The sequence below is a fragment of the Streptomyces sp. S6 genome (assembly GCF_054880855.1).
This window is the reverse complement of record NZ_JBTYMC010000046.1, coordinates 1-15,612: the sequence shown is the minus strand read 5'-3', so window position 1 is coordinate 15,612 and position 15,612 is coordinate 1. Positions and strand designations below refer to the sequence as shown.

13 protein-coding genes are annotated in these 15,612 nt (G+C 70.3%); 9 read left to right on the top strand and 4 right to left on the bottom strand.

All coding sequences use genetic code 11. From position 1 onward, the window contains the following. Window positions 1–26: 26 nt before the first annotated feature. Both ACVNF4_RS09425 and ACVNF4_RS09420 read left to right on the top strand, forming a co-directional pair. A complete protein-coding gene (locus ACVNF4_RS09425) occupies window positions 27–740 on the top strand; it encodes a glycoside hydrolase family 12 protein (RefSeq protein ID WP_461802247.1) in 714 nt (237 codons plus the stop codon). Between the two features lie 34 nt (window positions 741–774). Next, window positions 775–1,389 (top strand): chorismate mutase, encoded by a 615-nt coding sequence (locus ACVNF4_RS09420; protein ID WP_461802246.1) that lies wholly within the window; start codon window positions 775–777, stop codon window positions 1,387–1,389. A gap of 70 nt (window positions 1,390–1,459) precedes the next feature. On the opposite strand, the gene ACVNF4_RS09415 is transcribed toward ACVNF4_RS09420, so the two are convergent. Both ACVNF4_RS09415 and ACVNF4_RS09410 read right to left on the bottom strand, forming a co-directional pair. Continuing rightward, window positions 1,460–3,520, bottom strand: coding sequence for a glycoside hydrolase family 31 protein (locus tag ACVNF4_RS09415; protein WP_461802245.1), 2,061 nt, complete (start codon window positions 3,518–3,520; stop codon window positions 1,460–1,462). A 229-nt stretch (window positions 3,521–3,749) separates the two neighbouring features. Next, a complete protein-coding gene (locus ACVNF4_RS09410; protein ID WP_461802244.1) occupies window positions 3,750–4,757 on the bottom strand; it encodes a LacI family DNA-binding transcriptional regulator in 1,008 nt (335 codons plus the stop codon). 288 nt (window positions 4,758–5,045) lie between these two features. On the opposite strand from ACVNF4_RS09410, the gene ACVNF4_RS09405 reads away from it, so the two are divergent. Continuing rightward, the gene (locus ACVNF4_RS09405; RefSeq protein WP_461802243.1) at window positions 5,046–6,986 is read left to right on the top strand and encodes an acyl-CoA dehydrogenase family protein; all 1,941 of its coding nucleotides are present in this window, start codon (window positions 5,046–5,048) and stop codon (window positions 6,984–6,986) included. 71 nt (window positions 6,987–7,057) lie between these two features. Here ACVNF4_RS09405 and ACVNF4_RS09400 read toward each other — a convergent pair whose 3' ends face one another. Beyond that, the gene (locus ACVNF4_RS09400) at window positions 7,058–7,510 is read right to left on the bottom strand and encodes a lamin tail domain-containing protein (protein WP_461802242.1); all 453 of its coding nucleotides are present in this window, start codon (window positions 7,508–7,510) and stop codon (window positions 7,058–7,060) included. 141 nt (window positions 7,511–7,651) lie between these two features. Here ACVNF4_RS09400 and dxr point away from each other — a divergent pair, with 141 nt between their 5' ends. The 6 genes from dxr to ACVNF4_RS09370 all read left to right on the top strand — a co-directional run bounded on the left by dxr (window position 7,652) and on the right by ACVNF4_RS09370 (window position 15,093). Beyond that, window positions 7,652–8,899: a 1-deoxy-D-xylulose-5-phosphate reductoisomerase gene (gene dxr / locus ACVNF4_RS09395; protein WP_461802241.1), complete on the top strand. Its 1,248-nt coding sequence runs from the start codon at window positions 7,652–7,654 to the stop codon at window positions 8,897–8,899. Further along, the gene (locus tag ACVNF4_RS09390; RefSeq protein WP_461802240.1) at window positions 8,896–10,200 is read left to right on the top strand and encodes a M50 family metallopeptidase; all 1,305 of its coding nucleotides are present in this window, start codon (window positions 8,896–8,898) and stop codon (window positions 10,198–10,200) included. Before dxr ends, ACVNF4_RS09390 begins: the two co-directional genes overlap by 4 nt. A 170-nt stretch (window positions 10,201–10,370) precedes the next feature. Beyond that, window positions 10,371–11,528, top strand: a complete 1,158-nt coding sequence (gene ispG / locus ACVNF4_RS09385) for a flavodoxin-dependent (E)-4-hydroxy-3-methylbut-2-enyl-diphosphate synthase (RefSeq protein WP_461802239.1) — start codon at window positions 10,371–10,373, stop codon at window positions 11,526–11,528. Between the two features lie 355 nt (window positions 11,529–11,883). Beyond that, the gene (locus ACVNF4_RS09380; RefSeq protein ID WP_461802238.1) at window positions 11,884–12,732 is read left to right on the top strand and encodes a GNAT family N-acetyltransferase; all 849 of its coding nucleotides are present in this window, start codon (window positions 11,884–11,886) and stop codon (window positions 12,730–12,732) included. 52 nt (window positions 12,733–12,784) lie between these two features. Next, window positions 12,785–13,351 carry a GNAT family N-acetyltransferase gene (locus ACVNF4_RS09375; RefSeq protein WP_461802237.1) on the top strand — a complete coding sequence of 189 codons (567 nt, stop codon included), beginning with the start codon at window positions 12,785–12,787 and terminating at the stop codon, window positions 13,349–13,351. Window positions 13,352–13,392: 41 nt separating this feature from the next. After that, window positions 13,393–15,093: a proline--tRNA ligase gene (locus ACVNF4_RS09370; protein WP_461802236.1), complete on the top strand. Its 1,701-nt coding sequence runs from the start codon at window positions 13,393–13,395 to the stop codon at window positions 15,091–15,093. Between the two features lie 66 nt (window positions 15,094–15,159). Here ACVNF4_RS09370 and ACVNF4_RS09365 read toward each other — a convergent pair. Beyond that, on the bottom strand, window positions 15,160–15,612 hold a 453-nt coding region (locus ACVNF4_RS09365; protein WP_461802235.1), incomplete at its 5' end, for an aminoglycoside phosphotransferase family protein.

Here is a 15,612-nt window from a genome sequence, read left to right as displayed (position 1 = left end):
CACTCCCCCCACCCATGGAGGACGCCATGGCAACCCGCACACTCACCAAAGCCGTCAAGGTCCTGATCGCCCCCGCGCTGGCGCTCGGCGCCACCGTCGGACTCGCCTCCGCGCCCGCCTCGGCGGCCGTCTGGAACACCTGCGACCAGTGGGGCAACACGAACCTGGGCGGCTACACCCTCTACAACAACATCTGGGGTTCAGGCGCCGGAAGCCAGTGCTTCTGGGCCAACTCCGGTACGAACTGGGGGGTCAACGCCAACCACCCCAACACCGGCGGGATCAAGTCGTACCCGAACTCCACGAAGGCGATCAACAAGACGATCACCTCGCTGGGTTCGCTGAACAGCAGCTACGACGTGAGCGTCCCGTCGTCCGGCGCGTACAACACGTCGTACGACATCTGGGACACCAACCACGCCTACGAGATCATGCTCTGGGTCAACAGGACGGGGCCGGTCGGGCCGCTCGGCACCTCGCAGGGCAATGTGACGCTCGGCGGGCACTCCTGGACGGTCTACAAGGGGACCAACGGCTCCAACCAGGTCTTCTCGTTCATCCGGACCTCGAACTCCAGCTCCGGCACCGTCCAGATCCTGCCCATCCTGAAGTGGATCAAGGACACCAAGGGGTGGTTCGGGAACGTCACGATCGGTGACGTCCAGTTCGGGTACGAGATCACCAGCTCGTCCGGCGGTCTGAACTTCACGACAAACAACCTGACCGTGAGCAACGGTTGACCCCATCATGGCCGGGGCCGGGTTTGATGGGGGTATGCGCAACCACACCCCCACACGCCGCGCCCTGACCACGCTGGCCGTGACCGCGGCCGTCGCCCTCGGGGCGACCGGCACCGCGGTCGCGACCCCGGCGCCGTTCACCTCGGTCACCGCCCCGGCGCTCCCCGTGAACCCCCTCCACTCCGTCGCGGACCTCGCCGCCCAGCGCCTGGCCACCGCAGACCTCGTCGCCGCCGCCAAGTTCGGCACCGGCAGCCCCATCGACGACCCGGCCCGCGAGCAGCAGGTCCTGGACTCGGTGGCGGCCCAGGCGACCCGGCTGGGTGCCGACCCCGACGCCGTCCGCCGGGTCTTCCGCGACCAGATCGAGGCCAACAAGCTCGTCCAGCGCGGCCTGTTCCAGCGCTGGACCGACCACCCCGACGAGGCGCCCACCACCCGCCCCGACCTCAGTGCCGTCCGCGTCGAGATCAACCGCGTCAACACCGAGCTGGTCCAGGCCCTCGCCGAAACCGCCGCCGACCGCGCGGACTTCGCCTGCCACCCCGAGCTGTACCTCGGCGCCGCCCAGGTCCGCCACGAACGCCGACTGGACCGCCTGCACACCGAGGCGCTGATCCGCGCGCTGCCGTCGGTGTGCGAGAGCTGACACCCCACAGCGGCGGTACGACGACGAGGCCGGTCCCCTCATCCAGGGACCGGCCTCGCTCACACCCGCCTCACTCCGCGATCGGCAACCGCGCCCCGTCCCGCAGGAACAGCGGAATCCGCTCCAACGGCGCCTCCACCGTCACCGTCGCACCCCCCTCGTACGACACCCCCGTCCACGCGTCCGTCCACCGAGCCCCCGCCGGCAGATACACCGCACGGTCCGTGGCCCCCGCCGTCAGCACCGGCGCGACCAGCAGGTCCCGGCCGAACAGGTAGGAGTCGTCCACACCCCAACTCCCCTGATCCTGCGGGAACTCCAGGAACAGGGGACGCATCGGCGGGAGCCCCTCCTCGTGGGCCTCGCGCATCACGTCGAGGACGTACGGCCGCAGCCGCTCGCGCAGCCGGACGTAAGCCTCCAGGATCGCGCCCGCCTCGGGGCCGTAGGACCACACCTCGTTGGGGCCGCCGGTCATGTCCGGACCCAGCGGCATGCCCGGGTCGCGGAAGCCGTGCAGGCGCATCAGCGGGGAGAGGGCCCCGAACTGGAACCAGCGGACCATGACCTCGCGGTACGCGGGGTCGTCCGGGTCGCCGCCGTGGAAGCCGCCGATGTCGGTGTTCCACCAAGGGATGCCGGACAGCGCGGTGTTGAGCCCGGCGGCGATCTGCCGGCGCAGGGTGGGGAAGTCGGTGCCGACGTCACCGGACCACAGGGCGGCCCCGTAGCGCTGACTGCCCGCCCACGCCGACCGGTTGAGGGTGAGGACCTCCTCGCCCTCCGCGCCGAGCCCCTCCGCGAACGTCCGCGCGTTCTCCAGCGGATACAGGTTGCCGACCTCCAGGCCGGGACCCGCCCAGTACCGCAGGTTCTCCGAGAACCCCGGCTTCAACTCCGGCTCGCACGCGTCCAGCCAGAACGCCGTGATCCCGTACGGGGCAAGGTAGTTGTCCCGCACCTTCGACCACACGAAGTCCCGGGCCTCGGGGTTCGTCGCGTCGTAGAAGGCGACCTGCACGGTCGACGCGACGCCCTTGTCCGGCCAGTCGGCGTGCGCCATCGGACCGTACTGCGTGCCGATGAAGTAGCCGCGCTGCTCCATCAGTGGGTGGTTCTCCGACAGCGGCGACACGGACGGCCACACGGAGACGACCAACTTGACGCCCATCTCGGCGAGTTCGCTCACCATCCCGGCCGGGTCGGGCCACTCGGCGGGGTCGAACTTCCACTCACCGAGGTGCGTCCAGTGGAAGAAGTCGCACACGATCGCCGCCAGCGGCAGCCCCCGGCGCTTGTACTCCCGCGCCACGGCCATGAGTTCGCCCTGCGTGCGGTAGCGCAGCTTGCACTGCCAGAACCCCGCCGCCCACTCGGGGAGCATCGGGGTACGGCCCGTCACCGCGCTGTAGCGCCGCTGGCCGGCGGCCGGATCGCCCGCGGTGATCCAGTAGTCGAGCTGCCGCGCCGAGTCCGCGACCCACCGCGTCCCGTTGTGCGCCAGCTCCACGCGCCCGACCGCCGGGTTGTTCCACAGCAGGGTGTAGCCCCGACTCGACGTCAGGACCGGGATGTTGACCTCGGCGTTGCGCTGCACCAGGTCGAGGACCAGCCCCTTCTGGTCGAACCTCCCGTGCTGGTGCTGCCCGAGGCCGTACAGCTTCTCGTCGTCGTAGGCCGCGAACCGCTGCTCCAGCCGGTGATATCCGTTGCCGACGGCCGTGTAGAGCCGCGACCCCGGCCACCAGAAGTGCGCGCGCTCCTCCGCGAGGATCTCCTCCCCGGAGTCCGTGGACAGGAAGCGGACCAGACCTTCGGCGCTCACCTCGACGGTCAGCGCGCCGACGGTCAACGTCCCTGTGCCGTCGGCGAGTTTGACGACCGACTCGGCGGCCGGGGGAGTGTCGAGCAGCGCACCCGGCAGCTCCGGCAGGACCGGCCCGCCGAGCCGGGCCCGCACCCGGACGGCGTCCGGACCCCACGGCTCGATGCGGACGGTCTCCTGGCGCCCGCTCCACTCCAGCGCGCCGTCCCGCTCACGGAACGTACCCACGGTGGGGGAGGACTGGGCCAGACTGACCTTGGGCGGCGTCTCGGCGGACGGCATGTCTTCGATGGGCAGGGTCGTCATGAGGCGTGCTCCTGAAGGGAGGAGTGCGGGAACCTGGCGGCACCCCGAAAGGCGCCTTGGGTGCGGCGCCCCGAAAGGCACCCTGAGAGGCGCGATGCGGGCACCCCGGAAGGGCGCCTCGCGGGCGGACCCCCGAGAGGCACCTCATGGGCACCCCGGACGGCGCCCGGAGCCGCCCGCAGACGCCCCCGCACCGACCAGGTGCCCCGAAAAGAGAAGTGACAGTCCGTCAGGCCGGACCGGGACCCGTACTCGCCCGGACCGTCAACTCCGGGGCGATCAGCGCCACTTCGGCACTGCCCCGCCCCTCCAGCTTGGCGACGAGCTGCTCCAGCGCGCGCCGTCCCATCTCCGCCGCCGGGATCGCCACCGACGTGAGCCGGACGGGGGCCTGGGTCGCCACCTGGTCCGGACAGATCGCCACCACCGACACGTCCTCCGGGACGGCCCGCCCCTGCTGGCGCAGCAGCGCGAGCAGGGGCTCCACGGCCGACTCGTTCTGCACGACGAACCCCGTCGTCCCGGGGCGCTCGTCGAAGATCCGGGCCAGCGTCGCGGCCATCGCGTCGTACCCGCCCTCGCACGGCCGGTGCAGGGCGCTCACCCCCAGCTCCCGCGCCCGGACCCGCAGCCCCTCAAGGGTGCGGACGGCGAACCCGGTGTGCCGCTCGTAGACGCCCGGCGCCTCGCCGATCACGGCGATGTCCCGGTGCCCGAGCTCCGCGAGGTGCTCGATGGACAGCGCGCCCGTCGCGCTCCAGTCGAGGTCGACGCAGGCGAGGCCCGAGGGGTCGGCGGGCAGCCCGATGAGCACCGAGGGTCGCTCGGTGGCCCGCAGCAGCGGCAAGCGCTCGTCGTCCAGTTCGACGTCCATCAGGACCATGCCGTCGGCCAGTCCGCTGCCGGTCACCCTGCGTACCGCGTCCGGCCCTTCCTGGCCGGTCAGGAGCAGGATGTCGTAGCCGTAGCCGCGCGCGGCCGTCGCCACCGCGATGGAGATCTCCATCATCACCGGCATATACATGTCGGTGCGCAGTGGGATCATCAGCGCGATGATGTTCGAGCGGCTGCTCGCCAGCGCACGCGCGCCCGCGTTCGGGTGGTACCCCAGCTCCCGGATGCTCTGCTCGACCCGTTCCCGGGTGGTCGCGGAGATGGACCGCTTGCCGCTGAGGACATAGCTCACCGTGCTCGCCGAGACTCCGGCGTGCTGGGCGACCTCGGCGAGGGTGACCATCCAGCTCTCCAAGCTTTGTGAAGCGCTTCGACAGTGCGCGGTGCGAACAACGGTGGGTGAGTGGTGCTTTGACACTAGCTTCAGTGGAGATGGGTGTCCATAGCTTATCGAAGCGCTTCGATAATCACTCCGGCCATTCCTTCTCGGCGGGCCGGACGGACGCGCGAGGGATGGTCGAGACGGCCGTAATCGGGTACACGATCCAGTAGAACCGACCGGTAACCAGACAATCCCACCAGCTGATCCGTCATCCGCTCCACTCATCCGATCCGCGGCGAGGTGACCCTCATGTCCGCACCACACCCACAGCCGTCCGCCCCCTCCGTCTCCGAGCGCGAGGCCAGGCAGGTCGCCGAGGCGGCCCGGGAGCAGGGCTGGCGCAAACCCAGCTTCGCCAAGGAACTCTTCCTCGGCCGCTTCCGCCTCGACCTGATCCACCCCCACCCCGTCCCGCCCGACGACGACGTCCGCCGCGGCGAGGAGTTCCTCGCGGCGCTGCGCGACTTCTGCGCGACCGAGGTCGACTCCGCCCGCATCGAACGCGAGGCCCGCATCCCCGACGAGACCATCAACGGCCTCAAGGAACTCGGCGCGCTCGGCATGAAGATCGATACGAAGTACGGCGGCCTCGGACTCACCCAGGTCTACTACAACAAGGCCCTCGCCCTCGTCGGTTCCGCGAACCCCGCACTCGGCGCGCTCCTCTCCGCCCACCAGTCCATCGGCGTCCCCCAGCCCCTGAAGATCTTCGGCACCCCGCAGCAGAAGGACACGTTCCTGCCGCGCTGCGCGACGACCGACATCAGCGCGTTCCTGCTCACCGAACCGGACGTCGGCTCCGACCCGGCCCGCCTCGCGACGACGGCCGTGCCCGACGGGGACGACTATGTCGTGGACGGCGTGAAGCTGTGGACGACCAACGGGGTCGTCGCCGACCTCCTGGTGGTCATGGCCCGCGTACCGGCGTCCGAGGGGCACCGGGGCGGCATCACGGCGTTCGTCGTCGAGGCCGGGTCCGAGGGGATCACCGTCGAGCACCGCAACGCGTTCATGGGACTGAGGGGACTGGAGAACGGCGTCACCCGCTTCCACCAGGTCCGGGTGCCCGCCGCGAACCGGATCGGGCCCGAGGGTGCCGGGCTGAAGATCGCGCTCACCACCCTCAACACCGGGCGGCTCTCGCTGCCCGCGATGTGCGTCGGCGCCGGGAAGTGGGCGCTGAAGATCGCCCGCGAGTGGTCGGGCGCGCGCGAGCAGTGGGGCAAGCCGGTCGGCCTGCACGAGGCGGTCGGCGCGAAGATCAGCTTCATCGCGGCGACGACGTTCGCGCTGGAGGCCGTCGTCGACCTCTCCTCGCAGATGGCCGACGAGGACCGCAACGACATCCGCATCGAGGCGGCCCTCGCGAAGCTGTACGGGTCCGAGATGGGGTGCCTCATCGCCGACGAACTGGTCCAGATCCGGGGCGGACGCGGGTTCGAGACGGCCGAGTCGCTCCGGGCGCGCGGTGAACGGGCCGTCCCCGCCGAGCAGTTGGTCCGCGATCTGCGCATCAACCGGATCTTCGAGGGGTCCACCGAGATCATGCACCTCCTCATCGCCCGCGAGGCCGTCGACGCGCACCTGTCCGTCGCCGGGGACCTCATCGACCCCGACATATCCCTCGGGGACAAGGCGAAGGCGGGGGCTCAGGCCGGGGCGTTCTACGCGCGCTGGCTGCCGAAGCTGGTCGTCGGCGCCGGGCAACTTCCCACGTCCTACGACGAGTTCAAGAACGGCGTCGACCTGTCCGGGCATCTGCGGTACGTCGAGCGGCACTCCCGGAAGCTGGCGCGGTCCACGTTCTACGCCATGTCCCGGTGGCAGGGGCGGATGGAGACCAAACAGGGGTTCCTGGGGCGGGTCGTCGACATCGGGGCCGAGCTGTTCGCGATGAGCGCGGCGTGCGTGCGGGCCGAGCATCTGCGCTCGCGCGGCGAACACGGGCGGGAGGCCTATCAGTTGGCCGACGCGTTCTGCCGGCAGGCGCGGGTGCGGGTGGACGAGCTGTTCGGGAGGCTGTGGGTCAACACGGACGACGTGGACCGGAGGGTGGTGAAGGGGGTTCTGGGCGGGGCCTACGAGTGGCTGGAGGAGGGGGTCGTGGATCCGTCGGGGGAGGGGCCGTGGATCGCGGACGCGACTCCCGGACCGTCCACGAAGGAGAACGTGCACCGGCCGATCCGTTAGCCGGGAAACAGGGAAGGGGCACGGCCGGAACGCCGTGCCCCCACCCTCAAGAACCCCGAACTCTCAAGACCTCAGCACCACTTGTGGTCCTTCGTCTTCTTCGTCCACGAACACGCGTCCACCTTCGAGCCGTTCGCCCTCGTCAGCGTCGCGGTGTCGCCGTCGTTGTTCCAGACGTACGCCTTGCGGTTCTGGAAGACGTCGGCGGCGGTGTCCTTGCCGGAGCCGGTGTGGACCTTGACGGTCCTGCCGGCGCCGACGGTGATGTTCTTGAAGACGTACTTGTGGTTGGAGGTGTCCTTGAGGATCCACCCCTTCACGTTGACGGGCTTCTTACCGGTGTTCTTGATCTGCACCCACTCGGCGTTGAGGCTCGCGTTGGTGCGGGTGTCCTTGCCGGGGCTGTCGAACCAGACGTGGTAGAGCTCGACGCCTCCGCCGGCGGCCTGCGCCGGGGTGGACAGGGCGGTGCCGAAGAGCAGAGCGGCGCCGCCGAGGGCAGCACAAAGGTGCTTCACGCGCATAGAAGAATCCCCCCTGGATGTCGTATGCGAGAAGAATTCGTATCACACGATCTTCACCAGAACCTCATAAACGGTCATATGAATCACGCCCCGGCGACGCGGAGGTCGGTCCGCACAGGCGGTGCGGCAACAATGGGGGGCATGACCGACAGTCCAGCCCCCCTCGCCGACCCTCACCTCGTCTTCGACCCCGTCGCGGGTGACGGTCCCAAGGACGTGGTGATCCTCGGCTCCACCGGGTCGATCGGCACACAGGCCATCGACCTGGTCCTGCGCAACCCGGACCGCTTCAGGGTCACCGCCCTGTCCGCGCACGGCGCCCGGGTCGCCCTGCTCGCCGAGCAGGCCCGCCGGCTGCGGGTCGAGGCCGTCGCGGTGGCCCGCGAGGACGCCGTACCGGCCCTGCGCGAGGCCCTCGCCGCCGAGTACGGCACGGGCGAGCCGCTCCCCGAGATCCTGGCCGGCCCGGACGCGGCCACACAGGTCGCCGCCTCCGCCTGCCACACCGTCCTCAACGGCATCACCGGCTCCATCGGCCTCGCCCCGACGCTGGCCGCCCTGGCGGCGGGCCGCACCCTCGCGCTCGCCAACAAGGAGTCGCTGATCGTCGGCGGCCCCCTCGTGAAGGCGCTGGCGAAACCCGGTCAGATCATCCCCGTGGACTCCGAGCACGCGGCCCTCTTCCAGGCGCTGGCCTCCGGCTCCCGCGCGGACGTCCGCAAGCTCGTCGTCACCGCGAGCGGCGGGCCGTTCCGGGGCCGGACGAAGGAACAGCTCGCGGACGTCACCGTCGAGGACGCCCTCGCACACCCCACATGGGCGATGGGCCCGGTCATCACGATCAACTCCGCGACCCTGGTCAACAAAGGGCTGGAAGTCATCGAGGCGCACCTCCTCTACGACATTCCCTTCGACCGCATTGAGGTCGTCGTGCATCCCCAGTCGTATGTCCACTCGATGGTTGAGTTCACGGACGGATCGACGATGGCCCAGGCGACGCCCCCCGATATGCGCGGGCCGATCGCCATCGGGCTCGGCTGGCCCGAGCGCGTGCCCGACGCGGCACCCGCTTTCGACTGGAGCAAGGCTTCCACCTGGGAGTTCTTCCCCCTGGACAACGAGGCGTTCCCCTCGGTGAACCTCGCCCGGCACGTGGGCGAGCTCGCGGGGACCGCCCCGGCGGTGTTCAATGCCGCCAACGAGGAGAGCGTGGAGGCGTTCCGCCGGGGCGCGCTGCCGTTCAACGGGATCATGGAGACCGTCACCCGTGTGGTGGAAGAACACGGCGTGGCGGGAACTTCGCTGACCGTGGCGGACGTCCTCGAAGCAGAGACCTGGGCACGCGCTCGGGCCCGGGAACTGACGGCGACAGCGGAGGCGCGCGCATGACCGCTCTGATGATGATCCTCGGCATAGTCGTCTTCGTGCTCGGGCTGCTGTTCTCGATCGCGTGGCACGAACTGGGCCACTTCACCTTCGCCAAGCTCTTCGGCATCCGCGTGCCACAGTTCATGGTCGGCTTCGGCCCCACGGTCTGGTCCCGCAAGAAGGGCGAGACCGAGTACGGCGTCAAGGCCATCCCCATGGGCGGCTACATCCGCATGATCGGCATGTTCCCGCCCGGTGAGGACGGCCGGATCTCCACCCGCTCGACGTCCCCGTGGCGCACGATGATCGAGGACGCCCGCTCGGCCTCCATGGAGGAGATCAAGCCCGGGGACGAGACGCGGATGATGTACACCCGCAAGCCCTGGAAACGCGTCATCATCATGGCCGCCGGACCCGTGCAGAACCTGATCCTCGCGGTGATCCTCTTCCTCACCGTCCTCATGGGCTTCGGCATCCCCCAGCAGACCACCACGGTCAGCTCGGTCTCCCAGTGCGTCATCGACCAGAGCGAGAACCGCGACACCTGCAAGACGGGGGACGCGCCCTCCCCGGCCGCCGCCGCGGGCCTCAAGGCCGGCGACAAGATCGTCTCCTTCGACGGCGTGCGCACCCAGAAGTGGGACGCCCTCTCCGACCTCATCCGCGCCAGCGCCGACAAGACCGTCCCGATCATCGTCCGGCGCGACGGCAAGGAGGTCACCCTCCAGGCGAAGATCGCCGAGAACCGGGTCGCCAAGAAGGACTCCAAAGGCCAGGTCGTCCAGGGGGACTACGTCAAGGCCGGGTTCCTCGGGTTCAGCGCCGCCACCGGAGTCGTCCAGCAGGACTTCGGCGACTCCGTGACCTGGATGACCGACCGGGTCGGGGAGGCCCTCGACTCCATCGTCGCCCTGCCCGGGAAGATCCCCGCGCTGTGGGACGCCGCGTTCGACGGGGGCAAGCGGGAGGCCGACTCCCCGATGGGCGTCGTCGGCGCGGCCCGGGTCGGCGGAGAGATCTTCACCCTCGACATCCCGCCGTCCCAGCAACTCGCCATGGCGCTCATGCTGGTCGCCGGGTTCAACCTCTCCCTGTTCCTCTTCAACATGCTCCCGCTGCTCCCGCTCGACGGCGGGCACATCGCGGGCGCGCTCTGGGAGTCCCTGCGGCGGGGTCTCGCCCGCCTGCTGCGCCGGCCCGACCCCGGTCCCTTCGACGTGGCCAAGCTGATGCCGCTCGCGTACGTCGTCGCCGGGGTGTTCATCTGCTTCACGATCCTCGTCCTCATCGCGGACGTCGTGAACCCGGTGAAAATCTCCTAGCCATCCGCTGTTCACGACGGCCGGAGCCCTCGGGTTCCGGCCGTCGTCCGTACCGGTGGGTTTGAGCGGGGAAATGTGCTCCGTGAGGGGGGTGTGCCGTAACCTCGGGGTTCTGGAGCCCGCGCGCTCACGGGGCCTGTCTTGATCCACGACTTGGGGTTGCACATCAGATGACTGCGATTTCTCTCGGCATGCCGTCCGTTCCGACCAAGGTCGCCGAGCGGCGCAAGAGCAGGAAGATCCAGGTCGGGTCGGTCGCGGTGGGTGGGGACGCGCCGGTGTCGGTGCAGTCGATGACGACGACGCGGACGTCCGACATCGGGGCGACGCTTCAGCAGATCGCCGAGCTGACCGCCTCCGGGTGCCAGATCGTGCGGGTCGCCTGTCCCACGCAGGACGACGCGGACGCGCTCGCGACCATCGCCCGCAAGTCGCAGATTCCCGTGATCGCCGACATCCACTTCCAGCCGAAGTACGTGTTCGCCGCGATCGAGGCCGGCTGCGCGGCCGTCCGCGTCAACCCCGGGAACATCAAGCAGTTCGACGACAAGGTCCGGGAGATCGCCAAGGCGGCCAACGATCACGGGACGCCCATCCGGATCGGGGTCAACGCCGGGTCGCTGGACCGCCGGCTGCTCCAGAAGTACGGGAAGGCCACGCCCGAGGCTCTCGTCGAGTCGGCGCTGTGGGAGGCGTCGCTGTTCGAGGAACACGACTTCCGGGACATCAAGATCTCCGTCAAGCACAACGACCCCGTCGTCATGATCGAGGCGTACCGGCAGCTTGCCGCGCAGTGCGAGTACCCGCTGCACCTCGGGGTGACCGAGGCGGGGCCCGCGTTCCAGGGGACCATCAAGTCCGCCGTCGCCTTCGGGGCGCTGCTCTCCCAGGGCATCGGGGACACCATCCGGGTCTCCCTGAGCGCGCCTCCCGTCGAGGAGGTCAAGGTCGGGAACCAGATCCTGGAGTCCCTGAACCTCAAGCAGCGGGGGCTGGAGATCGTGTCCTGTCCGTCCTGCGGGCGGGCTCAGGTCGACGTCTACAAGCTCGCGGAAGAGGTCACCGCCGGGCTCACCGGCATGGACGTCCCCCTCCGCGTCGCCGTCATGGGCTGCGTCGTGAACGGGCCCGGCGAAGCCCGCGAGGCCGACCTCGGGGTCGCCTCCGGCAACGGCAAGGGGCAGATCTTCGTCAAGGGCGAGGTCATCAAGACGGTCCCTGAATCCAAGATCGTCGAGACCCTCATCGACGAAGCGATGAAGCTCGCCGAGCAGATGCAGGCCGAAGGCGTCGCCTCCGGCGAACCCACCATCGCCGTCGCCGGCTGACGTTCCCCGCCCCCGCCGCCGCCCCTACCCTCCCCCAAGCTCTTCGAACAGGGGGGACCCCCACATCCCCAGGGGCTCCGCCCCTTCGACCCCGGGGAGGGTGGGGTGGGTGCGTGGTGCACAGAGCAGCGGACCGGCGCTTTCTCCACAACCGTCACCCCGCCCCTCAGGGACGCGGGGCCGTATCAGTGTGCGGCTGCCGCCGCGCGAGCGCGACCAGCCACAGCGCACCCGCACTCGCTGATCCGGCAGACACCCCCACCCTCCTTCAGCCTGCCCGGCACGGAGAGGCGCGGCTCGGCTTCCGCGGGTACAGTGCGGGGGATCCTGCGCACCCCACCGTGAGGCCCCGCCCGTGCTGACCCACACCACCTCCCGGGTCCTCGAACCGAGCGACCTGAACGCAGCTCTCGCCGTCCTCGGCAGGGAGCCGGTCGCGAACGCGTTCGTGACATCGAGGGTGCAGGTGGCGGGGCTCGACCCGTGGCGACTCGGCGGAGAGATGTGGGGTTGGTACGAGGCCGGAATGCTGACGTCCCTCTGCTACGCGGGCGCCAACCTCGTACCCATCTGCGCCACCCCCCGAGCCGTACGCGCCTTCGCGGACCGCGCCAGAAGGGCGGGCCGGCGCTGCTCGTCCATCGTGGGACCGGCGGAGCCCACCGCCGAGCTGTGGCGGTTGCTGGAACCGCACTGGGGCCCGGCCCGGGACGTGAGGTCCCAGCAACCCCTGATGATCACGGACCGGATGCCGCTGGACATCACCCCCGACCCGTACGTCCGCCGCATCCGCAAGGACGAGATGGAAACGATCCTGCCGGCCTGCGTGGCGATGTTCACGGAGGAGGTCGGGATCTCCCCGCTGGCGGGCGACGGCGGCCTCCTCTACCAGGCGAGGGTCGCCGAACTCGTCGGCACGGGCCGCTCCTTCGCCCGCCTCGACGACCGCGGCAGGGTCGTCTTCAAGGCGGAGATCGGCGCGGCGACGCGGGACGCCTGCCAGATCCAGGGCGTGTGGGTGGCCCCGGAGTACCGGGGCAGAGGGATCGCGGCCCCCGGCATGGCAGCCGTCCTGCGCTACGCCCTCACGGACGTCGCCCCCGTCGTCAGCCTCTACGTCAACGACTTCAACACGCCCGCGAGACGCACGTACCGAAGGGTCGGCTTCCAAGAGGTCGGCGCGTTCATGAGCGTCCTCTTCTAAGTCCCGGGCGTCCCCTTCCGAACCACGCGGCACACCCCTGTAGGCTCCCGCCATGGACCTGGTCATCGGCCCTTTGGACCTCTCAGCCCGCGTGGACGAGGCGCTGTCGGTCCAGGCGATCGCGTTCGGCCTGGCCCCCGACGAAGTGGCCGTCAGACGCCAGATCGTCCTGCGGCACATGACGAACCCGGGCGCGCGGGCACTCGGCGTCACCACGGCCGAAGGCCGCCTCGCGGGTTTCGTGTACGGCATGCCGAACGACCGCGCGCACTGGTGGTCCACCGTCGTCGAGCCCTACCTCAGGGCGCTCGGCAACACCCACTGGCTGGACGACTCCTTCGTCATCACCGAACTCCACGTCCACCCGGCGTACCAGAACCGGGGCGCCGGCCGCGCCCTGATCACGGCGATCACCGACGACGTCCCGCAGCCCCGCTCGATCCTCTCCGCGATCGACATCGACAGCCCCGCCAGGGCCCTGTACCGCTCCCTCGGCTACCACGACCTGGCCCGCAGAGTCCTCTTCCCGAGCGCCCCCCGCCCGTACGCCGTGATGGGCGCCCCGCTGCCGCTGCGGCGTAAGCGCACGGATTTCCGACCACCCAGGGCCGACGGTTAATCTCCTAGCCATCACCTTTATCCGGCAGGAGTACGAGAACCATGGCGAACGCACCGGTCCAGCGCATGTCCCAGCTGATGGCGAAAACACTGCGCGACGACCCGGCCGACGCCGAGGTCCTCAGCCACAAGCTCCTCGTCCGCGCGGGCTACGTCCGCCGCACCGCCGCCGGCATCTGGTCCTGGCTGCCGCTCGGCAAGAAGGTCCTGTCGAACGTCGAGCGGATCGTCCGCGAGGAGATGGACGCCATCGGCGCCCAGGAAGTCCTGCTCCCCGCCCTGCTGCCCCGGGAACCCTACGAGGCGACCGGCCGTTGGGAGGAGTACGGGGCGGAGCTGTTCCGCCTCCAGGACCGCAAGGGGGGTGACTACCTGCTCGGCCCGACGCACGAGGAGATCTTCACCCTGCTGGTGAAGGACCAGGCGTCGTCCTACAAGGACCTGCCCGTCATCCTCTACCAGATCCAGCACAAGTACCGTGACGAGGCCCGCCCCCGGGCCGGCATCCTGCGGGGCCGCGAGTTCCTGATGAAGGACTCCTACTCCTTCGACACGGAGGACGAGGGCCTCGCGAAGTCCTACGCCCTGCACCGCGAGGCGTACCAGAAGGTGTTCGCGCGCCTCGGCCTCGACTACCGCATCTGCGCCGCGACCGCCGGCGCGATGGGCGGCTCCAAGTCCGAGGAGTTCCTCGCCCCCGCCGAGGCCGGCGAGGACACCTTCGCGGACTGCCCGAACTGCGACTTCGCGGCGAACACGGAAGCCGTCAGCTTCCCCCTCGTCGCCCAGGAGGCCACGGCCCCGGCGCTGGAGGACATCCCCACCCCCGACACCCCGACGATCGAGACGCTCGCCGCCGCCCTCGGCGTCCCCGCCTCCGCGACCCTGAAGAACCTGCTGGTCAAGGTGGACGGCGAGATCGTCGCCGTCGGCGTCCCCGGTGACCGCGAGGTCGACCTCGGCAAGGTCGAGGCGCACTTCGCCCCCGCCACCGTCGAACTGGTCACCGCCGAGGACTTCACCGGCCGTCCCGACCTGGTCCGCGGCTACATCGGTCCCCAGGGCCGCCAGGAGAAGCTCAAGTACATCGCCGACCCGCGCGTCGCCCCCGGCACCGCGTGGATCACCGGCGCCAACAAGGACCAGACGCACGCCAAGAACGTCGTCGCCGGTCGCGACTTCGAGGTGGACGAGTACGTCGACGTCGTCGTCGTCCAGGACGGCGACCCCTGCCCCGCCTGCGGCACCGGCCTCAAGCTGGACCGCGCCATCGAGATCGGCCACATCTTCCAGCTCGGCCGCAAGTACGCCGACGCCCTCAAGCTCGACGTCCTCGGGCAGCACGGCAAGCCCGTCCGCGTCACGATGGGCTCCTACGGCATCGGCGTCTCCCGCGCCGTCGCCGCGCTCGCCGAGCAGACCGCCGACGACAAGGGCCTGTGCTGGCCCGCCGAGGTCGCCCCGGCCGACGTCCACGTCGTCGCCGCCGGCAAGGCCCTCCAGACCGAACTCGCCCTGGACGTCTCGGAGAAGCTCCGCGAGGCCGGGCTGCGCGTCCTCGTCGACGACCGCGCGGGCGTCTCCCCGGGCGTCAAGTTCACCGACTCCGAGCTGATCGGCGTCCCGAAGATCCTCGTCGCCGGGCGACGGGCCGCCGAAGGCATCCTGGAGCTGAAGGACCGCAGGACCGGTGAGCGCGAGGAGCTGACGGTCGACGAGGCGATCGCCCGCCTGACCGCCTGAGAGGCCGTGCGCCGAGGCCGTTCCCCCGCACGCGATCGAGTCACCGCGTGCGGGGAACGGCCGTCGTCACAGCCAGCCGGCGAACTCCAGCAGCAGCTCGGCGTCCCTGGGCCGTCCCACCCGCAGCGCCCGCACCCCCGACTCCACCGCGCGGAACAGCACCCACCCCCGCAGCCTCTCCTGGTCCACGTCCAACGCCTCGGCCAGTTTCTTCACGCGCCGCCGGGCCACGGCCGCCCCGGACGGCGACCCCACCAGGTCCTCCACCCGGTCCCGGACCAGCCGCGCCAGATCGAACGCGCACTCACCCACCACCGGATCCGGCCCCACCGCGAGCCACGGCGACCGCTCACCGGCCAGCACCTTGCTCTGCCGGAACGTCCCGTGCAGCAACCGCGTCTCGGGAGCCGCCACCACCAGCTCCGCGCGCACCCCGAGCGCCGCGTCCACCAGCGCGGCCACGGCGGAATCCCCCCGCACCGCCCCCCGCATGGCCTCGGCCTGCCGCCCGGTCCGCTC

What these genes read in the sequence shown, in the direction of transcription:
- ACVNF4_RS09425 (WP_461802247.1), top strand. Translation starts at nt 27, where the DNA reads ATGGCAACCCGCACACTCACCAAAGCCGTCAAGGTCCTGATCGCCCCC.
- ACVNF4_RS09420 (WP_461802246.1), top strand. Translation starts at nt 775, where the DNA reads ATGCGCAACCACACCCCCACACGCCGCGCCCTGACCACGCTGGCCGTG.
- ACVNF4_RS09415 (WP_461802245.1), bottom strand. Translation starts at nt 3,520, where the DNA reads ATGACGACCCTGCCCATCGAAGACATGCCGTCCGCCGAGACGCCGCCC.
- ACVNF4_RS09410 (WP_461802244.1), bottom strand. Translation starts at nt 4,757, where the DNA reads ATGGTCACCCTCGCCGAGGTCGCCCAGCACGCCGGAGTCTCGGCGAGC.
- ACVNF4_RS09405 (WP_461802243.1), top strand. Translation starts at nt 5,046, where the DNA reads ATGTCCGCACCACACCCACAGCCGTCCGCCCCCTCCGTCTCCGAGCGC.
- ACVNF4_RS09400 (WP_461802242.1), bottom strand. Translation starts at nt 7,510, where the DNA reads ATGCGCGTGAAGCACCTTTGTGCTGCCCTCGGCGGCGCCGCTCTGCTC.
- dxr (WP_461802241.1), top strand. Translation starts at nt 7,652, where the DNA reads ATGACCGACAGTCCAGCCCCCCTCGCCGACCCTCACCTCGTCTTCGAC.
- ACVNF4_RS09390 (WP_461802240.1), top strand. Translation starts at nt 8,896, where the DNA reads ATGACCGCTCTGATGATGATCCTCGGCATAGTCGTCTTCGTGCTCGGG.
- ispG (WP_461802239.1), top strand. Translation starts at nt 10,371, where the DNA reads ATGACTGCGATTTCTCTCGGCATGCCGTCCGTTCCGACCAAGGTCGCC.
- ACVNF4_RS09375 (WP_461802237.1), top strand. Translation starts at nt 12,785, where the DNA reads ATGGACCTGGTCATCGGCCCTTTGGACCTCTCAGCCCGCGTGGACGAG.
- ACVNF4_RS09370 (WP_461802236.1), top strand. Translation starts at nt 13,393, where the DNA reads ATGGCGAACGCACCGGTCCAGCGCATGTCCCAGCTGATGGCGAAAACA.